Raw genomic sequence first — 23,652 nt, forward strand, 5'->3', positions numbered from 1 at the left:
CACCAGTTAGCCATTATGGAACCCTCCGCGTGGTGCCGTCCGGCGCGATAAAGAGCGATCCAGAGGGTAGCGATTGCAGTTGCGCTTGGTCAGTAATGCGAGGAATGCCGCCAGCATCAGCTTGTTCTGGAGCGCCCATGATGGAATCGAAGACCCCCGTGCCGTATTCGCGATCATATGCAGACCGCAAACGCCCCATCGACTCATCTACAAATGTGCCGATCCGGTCAAGCGACTTGCGCAGTTGTTCGGGCGATTGCGCCGTATCCAGCGCGGCGATATTGTTCTGGAAAAGCTCTTGCTCTGCGTTTGAAACCTGGCCGACAGCGCCGCCCGTATCCGACATTTGACGGTACATTTGCAGGACGTTTTGGGCGATCTGAGATTTCAGTGTCTTGAATTGCGCCGCGGCGTCGGCGGCAGCCGTGCCGGGCACAACAGACGACAGTCGTTCCAGGCTTAATCCGCTGATGCCTTCGAAGCCTGGATGGTTTTTGATCAGATCGACCGTTTCTTTCAGGCGTCCAAGCTGCGCTGCGCTTGCATCGATTCCGGATGCGGCCCGCACAGCCTCACGACGCTTCTCGCCTGTCAACTGCTTGCCTGCGTACTCGCCCGTGACTTTCCCGGCGGCTGCGCCGGCGGCCTGAGCCTGGGCTTGTGCGGCTTCGGCTTCGTTCCAGCCGGGCACCTGTTGAACGGAGGGCGAGCCCTGCTGATCGAACACGACCTGGCGACCATCTTGCGGCGCGTTGAACGTGGGGCGGCCTGTACGCGGGTCGATAATGGTGGACCCTGGGGCGGCTGAAATTGGCGCAATGTACCCCGCTTTTTCGGTAACGCCACCAAGCGCCTGATTCCACTGCGGGCTGCCGGGTTGGATGCCCTGGGCAATCAGATTCTTCTGAATGTCCGTGGGCGTGCCCTGTTGGGCCACGAGCTTCATGTATTCGGGCATGCCCACGGACGCCGCTGTAAGGTACGATTCTTGGGCGCTGCGTCCAGGCAGGAGCGGAATTTGAGGCTGTGCGTTTTGTGGTTGATTCCCTTCTGCGTCAACGGGGAAAGTCTGGGCGGAGCCAGGGTCGCCAGACAACGCTTGACCAAGTGCTTGCGGACTAGGCTGGCTACCAAGGCCGAACATGCTCTGTAACTGCGCCTGCTGATCGCGCTGCATATCCGCCATCTGCTCAGGGATTGAGTTTTGCAGTCTTTGACCCCGGTGCGATTTCAAAGCCTGCGCGAGATATTGTGTGATCGACGGCGCCACATAATGGCCGGATACCATTTGGCCCTGAGGCATCTCCTGGCCTTGCTCCATGAGCATCTGCGCCATACGCTGATTCTGCTGCATCTTGTATTGTTTTTGCAGCAAATCCGGGGCGAGGAAGGGGCTAGGGAACTGATTCTGTGCCATGGTCAACCCTAAGAGAATAGTTTGCTGAAGCCGCCGGCATCGCCAGCCGCGCCAAGTATGGAACCGCCAATCCCAAACAGCCCGCCCATCATTCCGGCCTGTCCCGCCTGCTGCGCGTTATATGCCCCCAATTGTGCGTTGTATCCAGCATTGGCTGCCCCAAGCATATCCGCGCCCCCAGTTGTGGCTTGCTGGCCGTAGCCAGGGAACTGAGGCATCGACACCTGATTACCGGTGCGCAGCGCGTTCAGTTCGTTCAAGGGCAGGCTTCGCAGATACGCCGCTTCCGCAAGAGCGCGTTGGCGGGCCTGCTCTGACTGTCCGAACATCATCCCTTGCTGCTGCATGCCAAGTCCGATGCCTTGCAGCGCTGCTTGTGTCGACGCGTCATTGCGTTGCTGGCCGAACTGATTCATGGCGTTGGCATAGGCCGCCGACCCCTGCGTGATGCCCTGGTTCGCCAATTGGGCGCGCAAAGACTCGTTCTGCCGGTCAAGCTGCGGACTGATGCGCTGCATCAGCAGTTCGGTGGCGTTATTCGTGGCAAGGTTAGGGTCGTATATTGAGCCGCCTTCGGGCAGTCCGGACAAATCAAAGCCCTGGCCCATGGCCTGGTTGACCCGGCCCAGGGCTGCATCCTGTGCCCCGAATAGGCCCATCTGTAGCTTGTTTTGCTGGTCCAACAGCGCCTGCATTTCAGGTGATAGCGTGATACGTTGCGTCCAATCATCCCCGCCCGACCAGAAATCATCGCGGTTTGGAGCCGAAAGCGCGCCACCGGAGCCGCCCGATGAATTGTTCTTGCCCGTGAATATGCCGCCCACCATAGAGTCGAACAATTTGTCGCCGGTCAAGCCCTTGGACGGCGCCCCGCCTGATGCCAGTTGCTGCTGATAGGCTCGCGTCGCGGCATCGTACCCCGCCTGATCAAATGTTCTGTTGTTGTTCCATTCGATGCTGCCCCATGGGGTGTACTGGTTCGCCCTATTCGCTTGCGTGGCGTAGCGAGCCGCTTCAAGGTTGCCTGCTGCCGTTTCTTTGGCGGCAGCGCCGTAATCAGGCGCCTTCGGTGCGCTTCCCTTTCCTTGCGGCAGGATATTTCTGCCATGGCGCGTAAATGCGCGCTCGGGCAGATCAGGTATTCCAAGGTTATGCATGGCTCTCATAAGGCAGTTCCTTAATCCAGCGGCATTGGTCCGCTGTCATTTTGTAGATACACAGGTCACCATCTGGATGTGCGTCATGAAGGATTGCTTCAAGCTCAAAGCCCAGGTGTTCGTCCAGCTTTTTGGCGGCAGCATTGCTTGATGCCACCACGCCGGTAATGCGTTTTGCTTTCAGTTGATTGAATGGGTAGTCAAAGATGATTGATAAAAACCGGCGATTCATGCCGCCAGGGTCGACCGCAATATGGGCGAACACATTCGGTCCGTTATGATCCTGATAGAGCACGCCGGCAACGATTTTTCCGTCTTTCACGCGGGCGATGCCGGTACTGGTCCCCGGGTAGTACGTCATCCCCTCGATTCGGCTTGCTACCCAGGGGCCAATAACGTCGGCGTCAAAGATCATCACAATAGGCCGCCGCGACTGTATATGAAATCGGTGGCCGCCCACTGGACTGGCGACTGATTATTCAGAACCTTCATACGCAATCCCGCAGACTTGTAGATGCCGCCCACAGTCAACCAATCTTGCACTTGCTGCAGCGATCCGCCCCACACCATCGAGCCCCACACCATCGAGCCCCATAGCATTCCTTGAGGCGGTCTTGTGATGAGTGCGCCTTCCGGGTCAGTCGCCGAGTAATCCCCATTCAACGAGTAAAGAATCGATGGAATGCCTCCTGTAGCGATATAGGGGCGAATCATCGTGAAATACTTGGTCTGCACTTTTGTGCCGAAATGGTTAAAGGCCTGCAGACAATCTGCTTCGATGGCCTCTCCATCATCAGAATCGAAATCCCAGGCGCGATATACAGCGCCGTCGCCGCCATAGAAAAGACCAAGCTCCGAATAGAGCCAGCAATTGGCGTCCCAGCCCTCAAACTCAGCCCAGGCGCCTGTAAGCGTGTTCTGGGCGTACTGTTTGTTGCTCATCTGCCCGGGAACATTCAAAATCACCGCCGAGTGGTCGGAGGCAAGGCACAACTCCCAGCCAAACGTTGACTTATAAGTGTTGGCTGCCTGCCGAATACGGTTCTGTATTTTGTCCGTCACAGCCACGCGCCGATCCACCGAAGCCGACAAGAGACCGCGCCCCAATGGGAAAACTCCATCTTCGCAAATGATCAGCAAATCCCCGCCGAACTTGATGGCGCACCTTTGGCCGATGGGCCGGCCAAGATAAAAGACCCCAATGAGCGACCATGCCCCAGGTGTCGACGGGTCGTACCCCGAGAAAACCGCCACTTCCCCGTTGCTCGAAATCACCACCATATGATCGTCCGATCCATTGCCGGAGTCGATCGTCCACGTCTTTGCCGTGACGATGTGCCCGCCACGCTGGAATATTTGGCCCATGTCGATGGCAACCGCTTCTCCTCCTATCTGTGCTGGAGGCAGATACCAGAAGTTCATCGAGTTTTTTTGGATCAGGTATGCGCGTCCCTTGAAAACGAGGCCATCAATGATGGTCTTCGTGTCAGTGATTCCGGTGATGCTTGGCGTGCTGGTGTCGTTTATCGGTTTCCAGTCTGTGCCGTCATACAACAGTGGCTCGTCGGCGCCGTTAAAGGCGTACAAGAACGATCCGCCCGCTGTGGTGGCGGCCATCGTCTGATAGCGATCTGAGGTTTGGCCGGTCACGACTGGCAAACCCACCTCGCCGGAGGTCGTCACATCGAATATTTCCCCAGCCGCCGCTGCAAATAGCTCGATAGTTCCCAGAGGCGAGCAATATTCAAAAACGCTCTCAACACCGCCCGACAGTCCGCTGGCATGGGTAATCGAGCCCTTTCTGACCGACACCCTGGATGGCTCTGGCCACCAGTTCTTCATGATCACCGCATCGGTGGGCGGCATATCCGCAATTGCGTCCCGATCATTCAGGCCGCCGATGGGCGCTGGGATGGTCGTCGCGCTCGTGTGCGGCATGCGCCCAGGCGACAGTCTCCTTACCATTGCGGGCTGCCCCATGACCCGTCAGGAATATTGCGGTTGGACAGAAGTTGACTCGCGGGCCTGGGTGATATTGATAGCGCGGGTGCGCTGGCGTCTTGCGCTTTGCATTGGCTCATCAGATTGGCAAACTGCTGGCCTTCCAGCGAGTAGTCCAGCCCCTTGGCCTGCAAAAACAAGGTCTTGGCGCCCAAGACCATGAGCGAATCGTCAAAAATGCAAGTGTCGGTGTCCGCCGTGAAGCTCTGCTTATCCGTCCCGTCCTGCGCTATGACGTAATTCTTGGAGACGTATTCGAAAGAGAACAGCAAACCGTCAGGCGGCGGCGGGTTGACCGCGATGCAGTTGCCCATGATGCGAAAACGCTCACGCGGCCCTGCGTATACAATTCCTGACTTGAACGACTGCCATGCCTGCGCTGTTTGCGGGCCCATCAGCGGCCATCGGTTGGTGCGATCCCATTCCGTCTGTGGGATCTGCTTTTTCCAGTCCGAAGGCAGCGGATATTCGATCTGCGAGAACTGCAGATCAAAGTTTCCCGTCCTGTCGGCCGGCATATTCATCGTAAGTTGCGTGGACGAATCGATGCTCACCACCTGAGCGAATGGGCGCGCGCCGGTGCCCCATATCCCCCATTTCTTCGTTATTCCGGCAGTGCCCGGCACGGTCACGACTGCACTTCCTTCCGTGAGGGCCGAAGAAACAGACGTTGCTTGCGTGGTCAGAATGTGCTCGCGAACAAGCCTTTGCCAGTCGTGTTCTCGGACCATATCCATGCCAAGCCGATTCATCAGTGCAAACATCTGGCGAACGGAAGGCTCTTGATTGCCAACGACACCGGAAACCTGTTGCAGCCCAAGCTCGGACATGACCTGGCGCACCAACTCAAGCAACGTCATGATTTATTCCTCTTTGGGAGGGCGGCCGGGCCCGCGCTTGGCCTTGGCGTCATCCTTGGTTTCAGTGGCCGCCTCCTTGAGCGCTGCGTTGGCTTCTTCCAGCAGGCGGATGCGCTCATTTGCTGCTTCCAACTCACGCGCAAGCGCGGTGGCCTTGGCGTCATCCTTGGATGAGTCCAGATACTGCTGGGCCCGATTGCGAAGCTGTGTATATCCAGGCCCCATCTTTTGCAGATTGGCGTCAGACACCGAGGCGAGCGACTCAACCGTGGCAACCCCAACGTGCTTGAGCTCCTTTACCTGGGACCGAGAGACAAGATTCCACTCTTCCAGGGGCGTGCCTTCCTGAGCGAGCTCCACGCCACGCTGGAATGCTTCCCAGGAACGCGGAAACCGCTGTTTGTCCTGATCGCTGGCAATGCGCTGGATCACGGTACGCGTGTCCCCAGGGGTCTGAATGCGCACGAAATCCTTTTCATCAAAAATCGGGCGACCTTCTTGGGCCGATTTGAAGTTGTTCTGCACTGCATCGCGGTAGAATTCGACCAGGGCGCCGTTTTCTTGGTACATGGTGTTTTCCTTTGCGGGATTGCCGCTTAAACGAAAACGGGAGGCACAAGGCCTCCCGATAGGTTGAGTTGATGAAACGATCAGCCGGGAATCGTGGTGGCGATTTCGATGGCGTCGGTTCCCGAGCCCGAGCCGGTTACGTCTCCCGTGAGGGTTACCGTGATTTCGACCGGTTCGGGCGGAGTAGCGGCTGCGTCAATCGCCTCGGCGATAGCGTTCGCCAGGGCGGGCGCCATGCCAAGGGGAATAAAACGGTTCGGATCAGTTGCCATACACCCTCCTACACAGAAGCCGCAGCGAACCAGCCCTGATCCCCGGTCGCCATTGCGACAGGAGGTGAGGCGTAGCTGCCACCGCTCGCAGCCGCTACGAAGGTGGACGCATTGATTGCGACCACAGAGGTATCTGCCGGGATGGATGCACCTGCCTGCGCGTATACATAGCGCTTGCCGTCCGAGCCCCACACTTGGGAGCCCAGACGATGCCCGGAACGCTGCTTGGTGTCGGCAGTGTCGATCTTTTGCAAGAGCGCAACGCCGATCTTGGGGGTGTCAGTAAAAACTGTTGCCATGATGTTTCTCCAATGAAAATCCGCCCGTGGGCGGCTGGATTCGTTTCGAGTAATCGACTTGACCTAAAACTATCTTTGAAACCGAGGATTGCGTAACCCCGATGATCTTGGCGATGCTTTGCTGCGAAAACTTGCGATGCCGATACAGATTTATTGCAAGGGCAGCTTCGCGATCAGCGACCTTCCTAGACCCCCAGTACCGACCCTTGCGCACCATGTCTCGCGCGTTATCGGAGTGAGAGCCAAGAAACAGATGATCCGGGTTGACGCATTTGCGGTTGTCACAGGTATGACATACACACAGGCCTAGGGGGATTTCCCCTTTGTGCATCATGTATGCAACTCGATGCGCTGGAGCCTGACCGAGTTCGGGCATAAAGAATTTTCCGTATCCGCCATTGTTTAGCGTGCTGGTCCATTCATGACACCCGCCCTCGACAACATCCACAAACTTTGCGAATCGTATTGCCGGGTCAGTTCTAGGTCGTGCCATATCAGCTGTCCACCAAAATACCTTGGAACTGCGCGCCCGAAGTGGTGAGGTTGCCCGCCCAGCCGATCAGGCGAACCACCGCATCCTGATTCACCGATTGGCGGTCATTACCCAAGGCGACGAAGTTGCGCTGACGGTGCGGGCGGAAGAACAGGTAGTTCGTATTGATGAAATGCATGGTCTTTGCTGGCATATTTCCGCCGATGCCGCCGTCGAAGATGACGTCAGCATTGGCCCCAGCACCGTGGTACTTCAGCGATGTGAAACCAGCGCCAGCCAAACCCTGGCCAGAGTCGTTGGTGACGCGCTGAATGGCCTGAAGTGCCGATTGGTAATAATCGAACGCTTCGTTGTCTGCCACGATCAGATCGGTGCGATCCGTTCCGCGAGCGGTGGCCAATGCCAGCTTGTTCATGCCCGACAAGATGGTCGACGGCGACATAGCCGCGCCCACGTCCGACGTGCACGAGATCAACTGATTTCGCCAGAAGGCCCAGGTGGCACGATCAATGCCGCCGTAGGTGCCGCTATTGGGCGTGCCGGATATCGCCGCCTGAAGGCCGGTAATGTCCTTGCCGCCGTTCCCTGTGCCATCGCCGTACAGGCCAGCCGACACGGCATTACGAAGGCGCGTTTCAGCCGCTTGCACGCGACCAGCCAAAAGGTCAATCATTTGCTCGCGGCCAGCGTTCTGGATAATTTCCAGGCCGCTGATAGTCACTGCCCGGGCGTATTGCTTGAAGTCATATTCGGCAGCGCTGATGGGCGAATCAGGCGTGATGTCGATGACGTCATACCCGCTGTACGAACCGGACGAATCGTCGCCATCGTCGTACATGATTTCTTCCATGATGTGCGTGCCGCCCGAGACGGGGCGCACGTTGCCACGCTGGCGCAGCTTCATGAGAAGGGCGTTGTTGTGTTCCAAGTTGTCCGCAAGCTTTTTGGAGCGGGCAGCGATGGTCGTAGCAAGCAGGTCGGAGACCTGCGCGTTAGCGAATGCCATGATATTTCCTTGTCGTTAAATGAGGCCGTCCATGGCAGCGGCAACCGTATCGGTCAGGCTGGCATCTGGGCCAAGAGTGGACACCTTCGAAGGGGCCGACCCTTTGACGCCCACGGCGGCGGATTTCGCACGCTGCTGGCGCCCTGCTTGGGCGGCTTTTTTTTCGGCTTCGGTGCGCTGCTGTTCGACGAGGGATTTCCTGATATCAGGGCGCATCCATACTGCCTTGTCATAGGCGTCTTTGAGCGATTCAGCCCTGCCGGATTGCAGCAGTGCGGCCATATCGTCCTTGACGGCCTCGAAATGCACGTTTGCAGGGTCCGTGCGGAACTTCTCGATATCAGACATAACGGCCTGATTTTGTTGCTCCACGATGGACTGCTGAAAACGCTGTAGCTGCTGGTTCTGCTGTTGCAGAGCCTGTACTGCTGGGTCGACCGGGGCCGGTGGTTGCACCGTCGCCAGATCGATCCCGTAATCTCGTAATATTTCACTGACCATCTGCGCTTTCTGCGCGGGGGTGCCATTGCGTAGGTGGTGTTCGACCACCAACAGGCGGTCTATGGCGGCCATAGGCTCAACGCCGGCGGCTTGGATGTTCGCCATGTACGGCGTCACCACACGCTGAATGTCCTGGCCGATGGCGGCGTTTTGCTTGTAGGTTTCGATGCTCTTGTGGTAATCGGTCTCGCGACGGTGGATTTCCGCGCGCGCCTCGGGAGGCAGGTCTTTCCACTTCTCGGCCACTTCGCGCTTCCATGACGATGGAGCGGCGTCTTCTGGGGACGGCTCGGCGCCATGATCTGGGTCAGCATCGGGATCAGCATCCGTTGGCGTGTCGTCGGGTGCGGCATCATCGGACTTGGCCGTGGACTCGTCGGAAGGGGTATCGGGCGCGGCATCATCGACAGTTTCGGGTGTGGCGTCGATTTCCAGTACAGGCGTGTCGGGTGCGGCCTCGCCGGATTCAACCGCATCGTAGGCAGCGCCAATGGTGTCTTGGATGCTGATGTCTTCGAGTTCGGTGTTTTCAGTAACGTGTTCGACTGGCATAGGGATTTCCTTGCTGTTTGTGGGCTAAAGGCCGCGACCGCTCATAACTTCGGCGACGGCGCGACGGTAGTCGTCACGGGATGGCTCAATGGGCTTGCGCGGCGTGGTGTTGATCTTTTCGTTACCCACTTCGATGCAGCCATGCTGGCGCAGATGTTCTCGGTGCTGGCGACGGCCCTGGATGGTTTCGCCGGTAATCATCGACTTGTAGGGGGTGATGTCGCCCATAACAAAGGGGCCGTTTGGGCCCCTGGGTATGTATTCGTCTTTCGGTATGAGCTTGAGGGTTACGGGGTCCTGGACCCACGATTTGCGCGTCATTGCGTCACCTCGCTTACTATCTCGTTCGTTGCGGTCGCTGTGGCCGCGTTATCGACCTTGGCCTTGCTGCTGATATTGGCGACCTGCACCTTGACAGCAGCATCAAGTTCGGCCTTCCATCGTTGAAAATCCATCTGCATTGACGCAATGGCGGCTTTTCCTCGCGCGTCCACACCGGCCTTGTAGCGGTCAAGATCAGCCTGCATATTTGCCCGCTGAATCTCAAGATCGGACTGCATCTGGGTTTTAGCCTGCTGTATCTGCACATCGGCAGCGGCGCGAATCTGGTTTGCTTGAGCGTCGGCGGCCAATTCTGCCTGTTTGGCCCGAGCCTGAAACTCCAGCCTCATCTGCTCGACCTGTCCCTGATGCCGCAGCTTGGCCATTTCGGCTTCTTGCTCGGCCCTGGCGCCCGCATTCGGGTCTTGCGGTGGCTTGTTACGCATAGCCTCCTGGAACTGCTCGAACGCACCTTCGATAGGCTTGGCGGCAGGGAAGGCCCGAACCGCAAACATCATGAGCTCCAGCGCAAGCGGGGCTATCTCGGGCACGCTCTGGGCGGCCTGCATGGCACGCTCGATGTATCCGCCGATAGCCTGCAGGAACTCCATGCGGGAGGCCTTTTCCTGTTCCTCGTCCATCGCCACAAGCGAATCAGCGGCAACCGTGATTTGATACTCACGCAAGGGCTCGGATTGCAGCAACTGCATGGCCTGGTCAGCGTACTGGCCGTCCTCGGTATCCATGATGCCGGACATGGCAAGCAAGGTCTCAGGGCTGTATACGTCCATCATCAACTGCGCCTTGATGCGCAGAATGTCGGTGGCGTACTTGGCAACGTCGCGCTGGCGGGTTTGCAACCGCAAAGAGCCAAACTGGCGCTTGATTTCCTGGGCCCCGTAGGTTTCGCTCGCTTTGGTCGCGCCCCGGATGATGTCCGATATGCCGGTTATCTCGTAAATGACCTGCTTGGCCTGCTCCCGGGCGGCATACGCGGCTTGCAGTGCAGCGGCCACATCCTTGATGGGCACGAACTCCATAACGCCCGCAAGACCGCCTTTCTCGCTCAGCGCGGCCCAGTTTTCAACCGGGATTAGCTCATTGTCGGGCGACTGCAATATGCGGGCCAGGGCGGGCTGAGATTGATCGTAAGCGCCGGCCAACCGGAGCGCCCCGACAAGACCATTGATGCGCGTTGTCAGAAGGTCCAACTCGTCAGCCTGGTCCTGATACAAGACAAAGTCCGGTACTGGCGTGATCTGGTCGGTGGTTTGCGTGGCAAACAGCGGCTTGGGGCATGGAAAGAAGCCTTCCAGGCCGTAAGGGTCGGGCTTGGTGTCCAGCACCTGCGCGAAGCCTTCTGCTACCCATACAGCCGTTTTGCTGTCCTTATCCCAGATTTCCCATACCGCCGCCTTCTTCAGATCATCCAGCGCGCCCGATTCCCGCATCTTTTCATCAATGCCGATGGGCTCCTGCGTGAGCGGTACTTCACGGAACCCTTCGCCAAAGCGTTCAATGCCTTCATCTCGGCGCATGTACACACGCCGGCCCACCCATGGAACATCCGCCCACACACGCGCTTGTCCGTGCCTGAAATCCTCCCAGTAGACATAATCGACGCAAGCATGCTCTTTGATTTCTGGGCTCTCGGCTTCCTGCTCATCCTCGACCAATAGCGCACCCCAGTTCTGGAGTGATGATGTTGCGCCAGGCTCGCCGGCCATTTGACCCGCAGGCGGCGCGGCGGCCGCATCGATTTCGAGCGCCGGCGCATCCTCGCCTTCGGGTCGCGCAATCTCGTATTCTTCAAACCGAATCCAGACGGTGCCGCGCCCCGGCAGCAGCCTGTCAAGAATCGCGGCCCTCATGCTGTCGTCAAAGTCGGGGTACTGGTCGATTTCGTACTGCAAGGCCCGTTCAAGAATGCGGGAAGCGGTGCGCGCCACAGGATCGGCGTCTTTGTTTCGGCGCGAGACTTCGGCCTTGGGCGTGCGGCTGTAGATGGCTGGGAAGATTGTTTCGGTGTTCGACCACAGGATATTGAACTTGGCGCAGGCCTCGAAATTGCTGCGCTCATCGCGATAGCGACGAACTATCTTCTTACTGCGATCAGCCCAGTTTTTGTTATCGGTGTCGTTTTCGACGCACTTGAGCGCATCGAGCCACTTTTGAGCGCTTTGGGCGGCGGAGTTTTTTTCGTCAGCCATTACGCGGATACCGTCACTTTTCCGTCGGCGCCAGCAGGCACGCCGCCGTTCACAACAACAGGCAAATCACCCGACACCGCCAAGGAGCCGTCAGCCGTGAATGGCAAGCCGTTGGCCCACGACACAATGGCGTCAGTGTCATTGACCACAATTCGTCCATCTGCGTCGTATTTGACTGGCTGCATACTCATATCCTCGATGACCGCGCTTGTCGGTCGTTCATTTGCCAAAGCTCATCCATGGTGACTGTTTGCATGACGCCAGTTTTCTTTCCTGTGATTGGGAAGCGGGTCGTTTCAATGGTTGGCGGCGGCTTGAACATTTCCATAATCAAGCAACCATACGAAAATCCATCACCGTCATGCGATGCCCAGTCATGCTTGGGCTCACTACTGAAAGTTTTGCTTTCCTCGTTGTATTCATACGACCAGGCCCGTAATCCCTCTAAACCATCTTCGCAACGATCGGAAAACGCGACGCGTCTGATGATCTTTCGGGCCGCGTTCACCCGGTCGGCTTTCTTTGAATCGGGGGTGATTGCGACCTTGTTCACCCCAAAGGCCTTAACGAAGATTTCCAGCGCTGAATGCTTGGCGGCAAATGTCTTGGCCCTGGCGTCGTGGGGCAGCCAGATTTTCTCCAGCTTCCGGCCTTCCAGCTTGGGCCTGAGCCGATCCACCCAATCATCAGCGTCGATACCCCAGCCGCCGTCGTAATCGACAATGTGATAGCCGCCCATCGTGGGCTGCCAGAACCACCATGTGGCCGCATCCCTGCGCCCCAGGTCAGCGCTGATCTCAATGCCTGCGCCGTTCGGGTCATATTCGATGTGCGGACCAATTCGCCCCTCTTTCTCCGCAATTCCGATTGATCGGGCCAGGATCGCGCCCAGGTTTGCAGCGTCGAAGGAGCATAGATATTCCTGCTCAAACTTCGCCCTGCCGTATTCCTCGCCGAACTCGTCCATGTAGGCCTTGAGTTCGGCGTCCAACTGCTCGACGCTGAATATCCCCGTATCCTCGGCACTCAATATCTGAGCAAAGGCATTCGGGTCTTTCTGTGCGGCGCACAGCGTTTTATGTGCGTGGTTTCTGCCTCGCGGCGTGGTGATAAATATCTGCCATCCGCCGTTTTCCAGCAGAATCGGGCGAAGATAAGCCCGTGCAGCCGGGTTTGCTAACGCCCATTCGGAATAAACAATGCCTGCCGGGGCAGACCCCACGAGCGAGTTAAAGTTGTCCGACCCAACCACTTGCCAGCTCGACCCGTTTTTGAACGTGATCAGCATTTCAGTGTCGTTGGTAGACGCCCTCAACTCCTGCGGGAACGCTTCGTCTATCCGACGTATCCCCGTATGAGGATTAATCGCCTTCCAGATGGCCTTGCGGGCTTGAGCGGCTTCAGGGAGCATGTGCCAGTAGTTGGCCACCCTCTCAAAAGCCGCGCACGCGGTCCGGTGTAAAGCTACCTCATCCTTTCCATGCCGCCTTGCCCACACAAGCTCGGCATGGCGCCCGCCTCGCTCCAGATATGTCCATGCTGGCATCTGGTAGCCACGGGGACGCCATTTATTCGGTAGTTGGATCGTCGCCAAAGCGAACCACCTGCACAACGAGCGGACCGCCGTCCTTGCCTGAATGCTCAATAGCAGCCAAGCGAGGATGAACGTAAGGCGCGGCGTCCTTGGCAATCGAAGCTGCCCTATCCAATTCGCCGGCGTCGCGGAACGAGATCATGGCCTCAAGCATCACTTCGAGCGGAGTAATTCCGTCCTTGGCTGCCTTGTCTGCTATTTCCCTCGTCTTTTTGGTGGCTGAGCCAGGCTTTCTTCCGGCTCCAGGCCTTGCACCGCCGCGCCTTGAATTGGTTTGATTCTTTTCAATCGCGGCATTCTGAGGATTGCTCATAAATGCCTCGCAATAAAAATGCCCCGGCGAGCCTTTTCAGCTCAAACCGGGGCGAGGTGGCCCAAAGACCAGGAGGGGACAAACGCAAAAAAGCCCTGCAATTTCTCACAGGGCTTCTGGAATTCGTTTCTGGCGGGGACGGGCCGACCGCCTACAGGGCAATTTACACAGCTTTCGCCGGTTGTCCATTTGTCTTGGCGTAATTATGCACTGCGGATTCATACAGTGCAACTGACTGTTGGAATTGTCTCACAGCATCTTCAAGAAAGGCATCGTATGAGCGCAATCTGATCTGCAGCACCCGGCATGTTCCGCGCTTATCGTTTCGGTGAATGTAGTGAGCCTTGAGCAATCCGCGTAGTCTGGCGTCAATTCGATAGTCCGACCGGGCCCAGCAGTATTCGATGGTTTGCGCGTCCGCTTCGTCTATCTCTGGAGCCGGGTGCAGTTCTCGGTAACCGTCGGTGATGGTCTTGCCTGCGGCTATTGCCATCTGTTCGCATACGACCGCCGTAGGGCTGGAATTGCTGCCGCCCCTGCCGCTGCTGTAGTACCGGCCCCAGTTCTCCAAGCGCTGTTCGAATGCTTGGTCGATCATTCATTCATCCTCATCATCGAACTCGATATCGAAACCAACTTCCAGAACGCCCATCGACCACATGATGGCCGCCAGGATCACAATGAACAGCACGGCGCCGCCGATTATTGCCAGTATTTGCATTACCGCCTCCATACCCTTGTGTTTTCATCGCCGTTGCCTATTGCGCCTTTGGGCGTCATGAACGGCGGTTGAGCGGCTTCGATATCTGCTTGGCGTGGATGCGGCCTGGTGGACATGGGGCGAAATGGCGGCACCCACCTTGCCGGCCCGTACTCACGCTTGATGCCGGCGAAGTCGCGCAGGAAGTCGAATTGGTTCTGCTTGTAGGGCTTGCGCTGGCCGGTATGCTCTTCTACCTTCTTGCGCAGATCACGCAGCGGCAGATGCTGGTTTACCCATATGCCTTGTTTGGCGAAGGTTTCGGCTACAGCTGCTTTTAATTCGTCGTTGGTCATGTTCCTATCTCCACTTTTACAAATCCCCGTTTTTGGGTATCTATTGCGTCATCCAGCGTCATTGGCCGAAAGTGCTTGTCGTCAATGCCTATTGCTTGGGCGATGCCGTCTAAATTTGCTTTCACGCAGCCGAGCAATCCATCCAGGTCCCTGCTGCGCTTGTCGGGCGCAACGAACGTGATGCGTGTTGGCAGGCGGTCAGCCATGACTAGCTTGTTGGCGCCCACAGCCTGCTTCGCGCCGAAGTAGCCATCCTGCCGAGCCCGGACCTTGGCGGCCTGAGTGTTGCCCCAGTGCCGGCCATTCTTTCGGTTGGGCATGAGGCTGGTGTCGGGCCAGGGCAGGATGATGGTTAGGCGGTCAATCTGCATCCTTTTCCCCCTTCAATACTTCCAGTGTCTGCGCACGCGCATGCTCTGGCAGGCCGGCAAGGTATGCGCCCTGCTTTTGCCGGCTTGGGCGTAGGAATATGACGTAGCGGGCATTGCAGGGGATACAGCCCTTTTGGTAGTAGGGCTGGTGGGTGCAAAGCTGGGTCATTTGAGCGGGGGTCATTGGTGCCCCATCATGTCTAGTGGCTGACACTGCTTGTCGCCCAGGTATTGCAGGCTTTGCGGGTGAAACCAGAGCGCTACCTTTCCTTCCCATTCGCCGTGCCGGTTCTTGTCGCAGACGAGAATGGCGTCGGGCGTGCCGCGTGTTTCGTCGTCAATGGGCTTGTTGGCGGCCTGCAGTTTCGTAACGGCGGCTTCCTTTTTCTTGTTGCGCCAGACCGTGAGCGATTGGTCAACCTGATCGGAAATTGCGCCAGAGCCTTTCCCGTCGAACTTGCCCGGTATCTTGTCCTCGTTCTCGCCCTTGCGCACGTGGTGGACAAGGTGGATATGGATATCCAGATCGCGGGCCAGGCCGGTCAGCATGTCCACAAAGTCCTTTTGGCCGTTGTAATCGTCTTCGCCTCTTACGCATTTCATGAGGCTGTCAATGACAACGTGCTTGATTTTGAGCTTATCAGCGCAGTAGCGAATGACGGCGTATATCATTTCCGGTTGAACGGTGCCAAGCTGGTCGTACAGCCAGAATCGGCCCTTTGCCCAGGCCATCAGGTCGTTTACCGCCTTCTCGCTCGGGTGGTCGTTCATTGAGGTTTGACGAAGCATGCGTTTGAGCGTCGACACCGGCTTCATTTCAAAGCTGGCGATGCAAACTCGCTCGCCTTGCGCGGCGAACCCTAAGCAAGCCTGGCCCAATAGCTGGCTTTTGCCGTGCCCGTTGATGCCTTGCCAGAGCGTGACTTCCCCGCCGCGAAAGCGGATGTTGTCGTGCGTTTTTGCCCACGGCAGCCTGGCGCCAGTGACTTGACCGCCGCCGCGCACAACTTCCAAAAGCTGCTCCTTCCAGGTGTCGGCAGACAGGACCTTTGCGTGCGGCTCGGACTGGACCATGTAGGCCCGAAAGTCGAACGTGTCAGGAGTGATGATGGGAACGACAACGCTGCTCATGCGGCTTTCCTCTCGTATTCGTGGATGAAGTCCGGGCTCGAAGTGATGATTCGCGCCGGGTCAAATTCTTTCAGTCGGGCGTACACCAGCCTCAGGCGGTTGATGTCAACGCCTTGCAGCAGGACTGTGAGCCCTGTCAGGGCCCGAAGGTCCAGCGTGCCGGGAATGTCGTCAGAGCCAACTTGAATCTCTGGGTGTCCGCCGTTTTGAACGACTTGTTCGGCATCTAAAAAGCTGGACCTCGGGCATGGGTTTTGCAGGACAAGCAGCCAGACCAGGGAAGGCTTGTAGCCGTTAATCCGCATGCGAATAATGGTTTCTTGGCCTCTCATATCGCGCCCTCGAATTGGTTTTCAGAGCTAGATTCGCCTTGCGGAAGCCCATCTTCCCAGTGCCTTTGGTTGATGTACGTCAGGGGCGCCGGCTCATAGCCGTCCCGCCATTTCTTCGTGGCTTTCATCGCGACGAGATGCGGCAGGATTTGGTCTGCAAGGGAGTCGAGCCCTCGCAGCTTCCACCGCTTGAGGCATTCAGCCTTGGCGGTTTTCCTGTCGGTCTTTGGCCAGGACTCCCAAAATTCTGGGAATTTGATCCCGGCAAAGTCGGCGCGAGCCGACGTATTCTTTTCTTTATTGGTGTCTGGTGTCTGGTTAGGTTCGGTGTTCGTTGAACCTTTCGTATCACGATCCGTAGCACGATTCGTGCTCTGTTCGTTATCTTCTCGTTCTGCCTTTCGTCGTGCCTCTCGTTCTATGGCAATGCGACGATTCGTATCTGCTTGCTTGCCTGCTTTCTCAAGCTCCGCCTCGATGCGGTTATGTACAAGCCCTGATTCCATAGGGGTAAAGAACCCCATTACAGCCTTTACGGCCTGCTGCTCGGGCTTGGTGACCGCCCCAGCGATGCGGCACAGCGCGGAATGATCTGTAGGCAGGGGTTTCTCAGTCGCGTAATAGTGATGCATCAATGCCAGATAGGCACCGCGTTCTGTAAGCGATAAATGCCCTGTATCACGCTGAAAGTCGCCGATGTAATGCTTGTAGAAGTTCATGCAACCTCCTTATCCGCATGAACAACCCTTGCCAGCGGCTGTATTGCGATCTGATATGCTTGTTCGGCCTCTGTAGGCCACTGGTTGCGCTGAATAAGCATTGCCCTGGTAGCGTCCACGTATTCCCATTCGCGGCGCCAGCGGTCTTGTTTAGCGATACCGCCCTGGTCGTGGTCGCGGTGGGCGTCAGGGCTGATCGGAAATGTGAGGCTGTCGCATACCTTCGTGGACATACCCTTATTGAAATTGGCGTGCCCGCATTGGCTCGGGCCTGGCCTGCCGGTAACGACGCAAGGTAGGCTGGCAACGTTGCGGCGATGCTTTTCTGAGCGCCAGGGCCTGATCTTCGGAAACATCATGCGTCTCTCCCTAAGCTGGTGGGCGACCACTGAACGCCCTTTTGCGATCCAAACGCATGAGCCAGCTCGATAAGCTCCGTCATCTGGCGAATCGTCATCTTGCTGGTGCGCTGGCCGAGAATGACCATGCCGCCGTCAATCCCCGTCGCCATCCGCGTTTCGCGTTTCAGGCCCGCCGTGAGAATGTCTTTAACTTCCTCGGGCGATACGTTGACCAGGGCGCCATTGACGACAAACTGAACCTGCCGGCTGATATCGGTCAGAATCGACCACATCAAGTCATTCTGCCCAAGGGTGCGGGTCTTTGGACGAATCTCGCAGCGGTAACCATCGGGAGCCGTGGCGGCCAGGTGAGCGACGTTACGGCGGGCCAACGGGCTGGTGAGGTAGATGACTTGCTTATCCATTACGCAGCCCCTTGAGCGGCCTTCAGCAACGCCAGTAGGTCAGGCATTGCCTTGGTCAACGCAGCCATGGCTTGCTTTTGCTTTACCGATTCGTCCTGCAGGAATTTTTCAATCAACCAGTAGATGGGCGTGGTGTCACGAGTGGCCAAGATGTATTTTTCTAGGTCGCCGACGGACAGCTTGCGCGGGTCGTCAGGGTTATCACTCAACTTGCGCGACAGTTCCGACTGGCTCATGTCCATGTCGGCCGCTATAGTCTTTAGCGGATTTCTGTGGCTATAAGCACCCTGACGAACGCAATCCAGCAGGCAGGCATGGCGCTCGGTTAACCCAGGCGTGAAATCAATCGTCAATTGGGTAGGGGAATTTAGCGTCATGAGAATTTCCTGTAGTTTCCGGTACCGAAAATGGCAAAATTTTTTGCACTGACACACCTCGGAAACCACGCATGTACACAAGCCCTGCCCTGCCCGACACTCGACCCATGAGCCATGAAGCCCTTTTCGACCAGGCCGTTAACCTGGCGTACCAGACGTTTGATGAGCCGACCGACGGGCATATCGCTGGTGTCTATGCGGTGCTGGTGTTTTGGGCTCGGTGCGGAGTGAGCGTTGATGCGCTGGCGTTGCATTGAGGTCTTACACATGCTCAGCCTCTTTGAGTTCGGGCCAGATCAAATGCGCGTCGTCGGGGCGCAACTTGAAGCGGGAAACCCCGCTTGCGGCTTCAAGCGCGGCGCAGAATTTAGCCGGAACACGCCCGGTCGCCATCCACTGCTGGACGGTCTGGTAGCTGCGCGCGCCTGTTACTTTGGCGGCCTCGGTTTGGCCGCCAACGCGGTCGACGGCTTCATTTACGAAAGGGTTTTTTTCCATGAGATTGATTCTATGCTAGAAAAACTAGCATTGCAAGAAATTCTAGCATTGATGCTGGGTTTTCTTGTGGTTAAAGTCCTGCCATGACAACCATTCACGACAGAATCAAATCGGCACGCGTAGCAAAAGGCTTTTCCATGGAAAAGGTGGCCGAACTCGTGGGTGTCAAGGCGTGGCAAACTGTTCAGCAATGGGAGAATGGCGGCACAGCTCCAAAGCGAAAGCGGCTAGAGAAGGTGGCTGAGGTTTTAGATGTAACGGTCGATCACCTGCTGCAGGGAGCCGCGCCGGACGGCGAGCACGCGCCTGTCAAGATGATTGATGCCAAAGCGTCAGCAGGCAAAGGGCGAGTCGTGTTTTCGTCCGACGTCAGTAAGTTACTGATGTTCCGTAAGGACTGGCTGAGGAAAAACGGGGCAAAAGCTGATGAGGTGCTGGCCTTCCCTGTGTCAGGCGTGTCTATGATTGATCTGCATATACCAGACGGATCTGTGGTGTTGGCCGACACTGCCCAGAAAGAGCCTATCCCCAAGCGCCTCTATGTCTTATGGATAGATGGTGAGCTTTTTGTAAAGCAACTCGTCAAGGTCGGTGATGCCTGGCATGCCAGGTCACATAATGCAGCAGAGGCAGATACTTACCCTGATATCCCAATCGAGAACATGGATGATAGGATTGTGGGACGTGCATTTTGGTGCGGGTTTGGATTGTGAAACCGCCTCTATTTTCGGCAAAAGGTAATAAAATGATAAAAATATTGCTTCTTATGCCAGCCTTGGCGTTAGTTGGATGCGCTCATCAGGCGCGACAGCAAGCGCTAGAAGAGCAGGCCTGGGTTAACACCGTTTGCGAAGCCTCCAGCCAAAGGCCTGAGATGGAGCCGATAAATGATGCGATACCAAGCAATGCGTTGAAGGCAACGATTGGGCAGCTTGCCGACAAGAGAAAGCCCAATGCTCTGCAAAAATCAGCAATTGTCCGAATCGACGAGTACCATGAGCCATGCCGTGCCGCCACAGAAGATTACTTACAACGTCGCGCGCCGGCGGCCGCTCCTATGTATGCGAAATTGATTCAAGATACAAAGCTTCTTTGGGCTCAGCTTCTGTCTGACGAATTAACATTCGGACAATTCAATTCTGAACGCGCAAGGCTGGCCTCAAGCGCTCAAGCCGAAGCTGAGGCGGCGGAATCGAGCCGGATACACCAAGCACAGCAACTGCAGGCCCAGCAGTACCAAAACTATCTTCAGGTGCAGCGAAATATGAATGCCTATAGACCAAAAACAACAAATTGCTATCAGTACGGAAACAATGTTCAGTGCACGCAGTATTGACAGGTTTTTTCAGCAGCGGTGGGTGAGAGGCTATGACAATCAATGAAGACGCTGATCCGTTTTTCGAGATCGATACTCCGCAATTTCATCCTGATGTTAGGGCCGAGCGGATGGAGAGCCTCATATCGGAACAGACAGAAAAGCTGAAAGCATCAATTCCAAACTAGAGATAATCCAGTGGTGCGCCTTGGTCTGCGCCATCGCGCTCGCAACAATAGCCTGGAAGTAGGAATTTAGTTTGATGTGGGGGCGTGAGGGGAATTCGATGTATTTTGCTTATTTCGACGAATCGGGCGATTCAGGTTTTGAAGGGTCGCCCACCAACACTTTTACGTTGGCGGCAGTCCTAATTCACGACAGCAACTGGTTGTCTGCTCTTGACCAATCCATCGCATTCCGGAGATATCTAAAAGAGCGATTCCATTTCGCGCCAAGAGATGAGATAAAAGCAAGCTGGCTAATTCACAATAAAGGGCCATTTAGAAAAACCGGCCTTAGCTATCCAGCAAGGATGCAGGCATATAAGGCTGCGATGCGATTCCAAAGAAAGGCCGGGGTTTTTGAGACATTTGCGGTGATTATTGTTAAGGATCGAATCAAGAAACGCGATAGAGATGTGCGGGAGATAGCTTGGCAATACGCGATACAGCGCCTTGAAAGATTTGGCACTGCCAAGAAAGACAACATAATGATCTGCCCGGATGAAGGGCATGGTGACCTGATCAAAAAGCAGCTTAGAGCGATGAGGCGCTTTCACCACGTTGCCTCTGCCTTTGGTGGCGGAACCCTGAATAGGGCCGCTCAGAACATAGTCGAAGACCCATTCGAAAAAAGATCGACTGAATCGTATTTTGTTCAATGGGCTGATTTAAACGCATACGCAGCATTCAGGCGTGCGTTCCCTGGAAATAACTTCGGCGTCGATATCTGGGATGAATTGGGCACGGCTGTGCTTACCGACGTAAATCGCCTGTCTGGCGGACCGCCTGGAATTGTAATCTGGCCTGCGCAATAGAAAGCCCGCATCTCTGCGGGCTGGGGGAAATCCTACTACCGGCCAAAGGAACCGGGCTCAGATTTCAAACTCTATTCTATGATTAGCCTAGGCTAATAGCAAGCACTTTTCCGCATGCGCTGTCAAGTGGACGCCCCTCACCCGCCCCGGCGGGTTTTCTTTTGCCTGTTCGTTCTGAAAATCTCCTTCGTTACAAATTATTCGGGTTTTCTTGCTAGTTTTTCTTGCATGCTAGTTTTTCTTGTATTACTATCTGTCCAACGCCTCACCAAACACCCTTCGCCACACGGCCCGGTCAAAGTGAGTCAGCAGTACCCCGGCATAGCCGGATTGCAGCAACCGCAAGCCCATGCGTGATCAGCAGTACCCCATACGGGATCTGAACTGATGAAGCCGAAAGAGGAATGCCCTAGCCCGAGCTGCAATCGGAGCGGACGCGAAGAAGGCGTGGTAAATGGAAAGCGCCAGAGCCGACAGAGCCATGAGGCAGCCAGCAAGCAGGAACCGTCTGAAGCTTGCTGCCGACAAATTAGGCCGGGAAACCGGCCCATCCGAAAGCCGATTCAAGCGAGTCGGCTTCCTGATGATAAGGAGAACAACATGAGCAACGCCATTTACATGATCGAAAGCGGCAAGGCTCTCGATTTGGTCAAACACCGCATCAGCGAGGTAAAGCGAGTTCGCCAGCAGAATATCGAGCTTGCTAAAGAGCTGGGAGCGGAACGCTACCGAGTCCACATCGAGTCCGGCGTAATAACGACAGTGGAATTTGCTGACGAAAAGCACCCGCAATTCACCAAGCCGGGCAAGTACGGCAGCGCCCCAAAGAAAGGCACCGAATGGGCCAAGCGATTCTCGGAGCAAAAGGGACATGAAAGCGAATCCGCCGTCATTGCCGAGGCTTTCGATGTTCCGCTCAGAATTTCCTACGAGGGAGAGAATTTCAGCGGGAGCAGATGCATCGGATATATGTTGCGCGAGTGCGGCTTTCTTTACCTATCCGACGATGGCCCGTATGCGCTCTGGATACCAGACGTAGCAGCCGAAGTGGCAGCAGAGGAAGGCCGAGGCGGCACGATTACGTGGCCTGAGCAGCCATTCAGCATGGAGCTTGAAGGCTGCCGACGCGTCGAGAAAGAGGAATGGGACATTCTTGTGGCGCAGCACAAGCTGGACAAGAAGCGCGCCGCGCAAGCCGCCTAACCCCCCCGGCCCGGCCAGCCATAACCCACAGGCCACCCCTGCCCGCGTCGGTTGCGGGTAGGGCCATCAAGAAAGAGCGCGTCCCGTTCAAAACACATATCAGGGCATCCGTGCATTGGGAACGGACGGACTCAGGATGCCAGGGCTGTATGGTTCGCTCTTTTTCTTGATGGCAAGCAGTATGCCCAGTTGCGATGGGTATCCAACCGGGACTGACACCCGGAGCCGTAAAGCCGGCCACTCTTGTCAAAGCGGGAGATCGCCGCCCGCGCCATCACGCCAGCGCATCCGCCCTGGTGAAATCCTGTCGAATGACAGTGCAATCCCGCCTCTCCGGGCCGCCCTTGAATACGGAGCTTCGAGCAGCTTCAGGGGATTTCGAAGCGGATGCCGCCCTAAGTGAGCCGCGCAGTACGGGCGGAGCAAGCGGTGCAGCTTCGCGTATGCCTCCACGATACGGGGCGCCCTTATATCAGCATTTTTCCGAAAGCCCATTGCCAAGTGGATTTTCGTGAGAGTGCGCGGGACGGTCCGGTGTTAGCGACCGGGCCAAACTCAACCTCTGACGTGTGCGTGGTGGCTAAATGGTGCTTCATCCAGCCCGACGCGCTCTCTACTCTCAATGGGCACGCCAAGGCGTCGCACAGGCAAACCCTACCCAAAGTACACGGGGCATGGGATCACCTAAACGAAGCGGCCTGACCTCTGCCCGCCCTATTCCTAATACTAGGAGCAAATCATGCTTGAACTTGAAGATGCCCCTCGCACGGGCGGGGCTGGCTTTATGCCGCTCCCAACAGTCACCGCAGGCGAGGTCGAAAGCGTCCTGCGCCTGGCAATACGAACCGACGAGCGCGGAAACGATATCGAAGCCTGGGCTGAAAATCTGGACGAGTCTGATCTGTTTGCTTGCATGGACTCGCAGATGAAAGCGGCTGTTTTGTATGCGGCAATGACGACTAACAGCGTCTACATGAGCCGAGTGCAGGAGTACATCAGGTTCAAGATTGCTGACGAATTGGAGGGATCATGAAAACATCGAACTGGCCTCACGGCACCGACATGAGCAGCCCGAACCGGACACTGCGCACGCCACGCAAGTCGAAATATGACGGCGTGGGAGCGTGGGCCAAAGATTCAAGTACTCCGCCCTGGGGCTGGGCCATCGCAATCGCATTAGGCGCGGCAGCTTTCGGGCTGCTTTTCTTTGGGCCGGGGATGGCGGCAAGGTGGCTGATGTGAAGGCCGAAGAATATTTCCTGCCCGGAGCGCCCGAGCCTGT

34 protein-coding genes are annotated in these 23,652 nt (G+C 56.7%); 7 read left to right on the forward strand and 27 right to left on the reverse strand.

The genetic code is table 11. The annotated features are described in order from the left end of the window. Positions 1–13: 13 nt before the first annotated feature. The 26 genes from RE432_RS18290 to RE432_RS18415 form a co-directional block, all read right to left on the reverse strand. On the reverse strand, positions 14–1,417 hold the full coding sequence (locus RE432_RS18290) for a hypothetical protein (RefSeq protein WP_310934952.1): 1,404 nt from the start codon (positions 1,415–1,417) through the stop codon (positions 14–16). A gap of 8 nt (positions 1,418–1,425) precedes the next feature. Next, positions 1,426–2,574, reverse strand: coding sequence for a hypothetical protein (locus RE432_RS18295; protein ID WP_310934953.1), 1,149 nt, complete (start codon positions 2,572–2,574; stop codon positions 1,426–1,428). After that, positions 2,567–2,992, reverse strand: coding sequence for a GNAT family protein (locus RE432_RS18300; RefSeq protein WP_310934954.1), 426 nt, complete (start codon positions 2,990–2,992; stop codon positions 2,567–2,569). The genes RE432_RS18295 and RE432_RS18300 overlap by 8 nt, the downstream gene beginning before the upstream one ends. After that, positions 2,989–4,512: a hypothetical protein gene (locus tag RE432_RS18305; RefSeq protein WP_310934955.1), complete on the reverse strand. Its 1,524-nt coding sequence runs from the start codon at positions 4,510–4,512 to the stop codon at positions 2,989–2,991. The genes RE432_RS18300 and RE432_RS18305 overlap by 4 nt, the downstream gene beginning before the upstream one ends. Before the next feature lie 20 nt (positions 4,513–4,532). Further along, on the reverse strand, positions 4,533–5,435 hold the full coding sequence (locus RE432_RS18310) for a hypothetical protein (protein WP_310934956.1): 903 nt from the start codon (positions 5,433–5,435) through the stop codon (positions 4,533–4,535). Between the two features lie 3 nt (positions 5,436–5,438). Further along, positions 5,439–6,005, reverse strand: coding sequence for a hypothetical protein (locus RE432_RS18315; RefSeq protein WP_310934957.1), 567 nt, complete (start codon positions 6,003–6,005; stop codon positions 5,439–5,441). Positions 6,006–6,085: 80 nt separating this feature from the next. After that, positions 6,086–6,277: a hypothetical protein gene (locus RE432_RS18320; protein ID WP_310934958.1), complete on the reverse strand. Its 192-nt coding sequence runs from the start codon at positions 6,275–6,277 to the stop codon at positions 6,086–6,088. A gap of 8 nt (positions 6,278–6,285) precedes the next feature. Continuing rightward, positions 6,286–6,576, reverse strand: coding sequence for a hypothetical protein (locus tag RE432_RS18325; RefSeq protein ID WP_310934959.1), 291 nt, complete (start codon positions 6,574–6,576; stop codon positions 6,286–6,288). After that, positions 6,557–7,069, reverse strand: a complete 513-nt coding sequence (locus tag RE432_RS18330) for an HNH endonuclease (protein ID WP_310934960.1) — start codon at positions 7,067–7,069, stop codon at positions 6,557–6,559. Before RE432_RS18330 ends, RE432_RS18325 begins: the two co-directional genes overlap by 20 nt. A gap of 1 nt (position 7,070) precedes the next feature. Beyond that, entirely contained in the window at positions 7,071–8,075 is a 1,005-nt protein-coding gene (locus tag RE432_RS18335) for a phage major capsid protein (protein ID WP_310934961.1), read from the reverse strand. 15 nt (positions 8,076–8,090) lie between these two features. Beyond that, positions 8,091–9,128, reverse strand: coding sequence for a hypothetical protein (locus tag RE432_RS18340; RefSeq protein WP_310934962.1), 1,038 nt, complete (start codon positions 9,126–9,128; stop codon positions 8,091–8,093). A 24-nt stretch (positions 9,129–9,152) separates the two neighbouring features. Continuing rightward, positions 9,153–9,449: a hypothetical protein gene (locus RE432_RS18345; protein ID WP_310934963.1), complete on the reverse strand. Its 297-nt coding sequence runs from the start codon at positions 9,447–9,449 to the stop codon at positions 9,153–9,155. Beyond that, complete coding sequence (locus RE432_RS18350; RefSeq protein WP_310934964.1) at positions 9,446–11,659, reverse strand: hypothetical protein; 2,214 nt, start codon at positions 11,657–11,659, stop codon at positions 9,446–9,448. The genes RE432_RS18345 and RE432_RS18350 overlap by 4 nt, the downstream gene beginning before the upstream one ends. Beyond that, on the reverse strand, positions 11,659–11,844 hold the full coding sequence (locus RE432_RS18355; protein WP_310934965.1) for a hypothetical protein: 186 nt from the start codon (positions 11,842–11,844) through the stop codon (positions 11,659–11,661). The genes RE432_RS18350 and RE432_RS18355 overlap by 1 nt, the downstream gene beginning before the upstream one ends. A gap of 2 nt (positions 11,845–11,846) precedes the next feature. Beyond that, positions 11,847–13,205, reverse strand: coding sequence for a terminase large subunit domain-containing protein (locus tag RE432_RS18360; protein WP_409079892.1), 1,359 nt, complete (start codon positions 13,203–13,205; stop codon positions 11,847–11,849). Positions 13,206–13,227: 22 nt separating this feature from the next. Then, entirely contained in the window at positions 13,228–13,566 is a 339-nt protein-coding gene (locus RE432_RS18365) for a hypothetical protein (RefSeq protein WP_310934967.1), read from the reverse strand. 163 nt (positions 13,567–13,729) lie between these two features. Next, on the reverse strand, positions 13,730–14,164 hold the full coding sequence (locus RE432_RS18370; RefSeq protein ID WP_310934968.1) for a hypothetical protein: 435 nt from the start codon (positions 14,162–14,164) through the stop codon (positions 13,730–13,732). After that, positions 14,165–14,287 carry a hypothetical protein gene (locus RE432_RS18375; protein WP_310934969.1) on the reverse strand — a complete coding sequence of 41 codons (123 nt, stop codon included), beginning with the start codon at positions 14,285–14,287 and terminating at the stop codon, positions 14,165–14,167. After that, positions 14,287–14,622 carry a hypothetical protein gene (locus RE432_RS18380; protein ID WP_310934970.1) on the reverse strand — a complete coding sequence of 112 codons (336 nt, stop codon included), beginning with the start codon at positions 14,620–14,622 and terminating at the stop codon, positions 14,287–14,289. Before RE432_RS18380 ends, RE432_RS18375 begins: the two co-directional genes overlap by 1 nt. Further along, positions 14,619–14,993: a hypothetical protein gene (locus tag RE432_RS18385; protein ID WP_310934971.1), complete on the reverse strand. Its 375-nt coding sequence runs from the start codon at positions 14,991–14,993 to the stop codon at positions 14,619–14,621. Before RE432_RS18385 ends, RE432_RS18380 begins: the two co-directional genes overlap by 4 nt. 180 nt (positions 14,994–15,173) lie before the next feature. Beyond that, positions 15,174–16,124, reverse strand: coding sequence for an AAA family ATPase (locus tag RE432_RS18390; protein WP_310934972.1), 951 nt, complete (start codon positions 16,122–16,124; stop codon positions 15,174–15,176). Then, a complete protein-coding gene (locus RE432_RS18395; protein WP_310934973.1) occupies positions 16,121–16,456 on the reverse strand; it encodes a hypothetical protein in 336 nt (111 codons plus the stop codon). The genes RE432_RS18390 and RE432_RS18395 overlap by 4 nt, the downstream gene beginning before the upstream one ends. Continuing rightward, positions 16,453–17,175, reverse strand: a complete 723-nt coding sequence (locus tag RE432_RS18400) for a DUF1376 domain-containing protein (RefSeq protein WP_310934974.1) — start codon at positions 17,173–17,175, stop codon at positions 16,453–16,455. Before RE432_RS18400 ends, RE432_RS18395 begins: the two co-directional genes overlap by 4 nt. Then, positions 17,172–17,534 carry a DUF968 domain-containing protein gene (locus tag RE432_RS18405; RefSeq protein WP_310934975.1) on the reverse strand — a complete coding sequence of 121 codons (363 nt, stop codon included), beginning with the start codon at positions 17,532–17,534 and terminating at the stop codon, positions 17,172–17,174. Before RE432_RS18405 ends, RE432_RS18400 begins: the two co-directional genes overlap by 4 nt. Further along, positions 17,531–17,941, reverse strand: coding sequence for a recombination protein NinB (locus RE432_RS18410; protein ID WP_310934976.1), 411 nt, complete (start codon positions 17,939–17,941; stop codon positions 17,531–17,533). Before RE432_RS18410 ends, RE432_RS18405 begins: the two co-directional genes overlap by 4 nt. Then, complete coding sequence (locus tag RE432_RS18415; protein ID WP_310934977.1) at positions 17,941–18,318, reverse strand: phage regulatory CII family protein; 378 nt, start codon at positions 18,316–18,318, stop codon at positions 17,941–17,943. Before RE432_RS18415 ends, RE432_RS18410 begins: the two co-directional genes overlap by 1 nt. Positions 18,319–18,389: 71 nt before the next feature. On the opposite strand from RE432_RS18415, the gene RE432_RS18420 reads away from it, so the two are divergent. Further along, a complete protein-coding gene (locus tag RE432_RS18420) occupies positions 18,390–18,575 on the forward strand; it encodes a hypothetical protein (RefSeq protein WP_310934978.1) in 186 nt (61 codons plus the stop codon). Between the two features lie 4 nt (positions 18,576–18,579). Here RE432_RS18420 and RE432_RS18425 read toward each other — a convergent pair whose 3' ends face one another. Next, positions 18,580–18,816: a YdaS family helix-turn-helix protein gene (locus RE432_RS18425; protein WP_310934979.1), complete on the reverse strand. Its 237-nt coding sequence runs from the start codon at positions 18,814–18,816 to the stop codon at positions 18,580–18,582. A gap of 83 nt (positions 18,817–18,899) precedes the next feature. Here RE432_RS18425 and RE432_RS18430 point away from each other — a divergent pair, with 83 nt between their 5' ends. The 6 genes from RE432_RS18430 (at position 18,900) to RE432_RS18455 (ending at position 23,612) form a co-directional block, all read left to right on the forward strand. Continuing rightward, a complete protein-coding gene (locus tag RE432_RS18430) occupies positions 18,900–19,529 on the forward strand; it encodes a LexA family transcriptional regulator (RefSeq protein ID WP_310934980.1) in 630 nt (209 codons plus the stop codon). A 32-nt stretch (positions 19,530–19,561) separates the two neighbouring features. After that, a complete protein-coding gene (locus tag RE432_RS18435) occupies positions 19,562–20,152 on the forward strand; it encodes a hypothetical protein (RefSeq protein WP_310934981.1) in 591 nt (196 codons plus the stop codon). A 265-nt stretch (positions 20,153–20,417) separates the two neighbouring features. After that, positions 20,418–21,167, forward strand: coding sequence for a DUF3800 domain-containing protein (locus RE432_RS18440; RefSeq protein WP_310934982.1), 750 nt, complete (start codon positions 20,418–20,420; stop codon positions 21,165–21,167). A 600-nt stretch (positions 21,168–21,767) separates the two neighbouring features. Then, positions 21,768–22,370 (forward strand): hypothetical protein, encoded by a 603-nt coding sequence (locus tag RE432_RS18445; protein ID WP_310934983.1) that lies wholly within the window; start codon positions 21,768–21,770, stop codon positions 22,368–22,370. 739 nt (positions 22,371–23,109) lie between these two features. After that, on the forward strand, positions 23,110–23,403 hold the full coding sequence (locus RE432_RS18450) for a hypothetical protein (protein WP_310934984.1): 294 nt from the start codon (positions 23,110–23,112) through the stop codon (positions 23,401–23,403). Beyond that, the gene (locus RE432_RS18455) at positions 23,400–23,612 is read left to right on the forward strand and encodes a hypothetical protein (RefSeq protein WP_310934985.1); all 213 of its coding nucleotides are present in this window, start codon (positions 23,400–23,402) and stop codon (positions 23,610–23,612) included. Before RE432_RS18450 ends, RE432_RS18455 begins: the two co-directional genes overlap by 4 nt. Positions 23,613–23,652 lie beyond the last annotated feature (40 nt).

The sequence above is a fragment of the Pusillimonas sp. SM2304 genome, from assembly GCF_031628915.1.
Lineage (GTDB): Bacteria > Pseudomonadota > Gammaproteobacteria > Burkholderiales > Burkholderiaceae_B > Pusillimonas_C.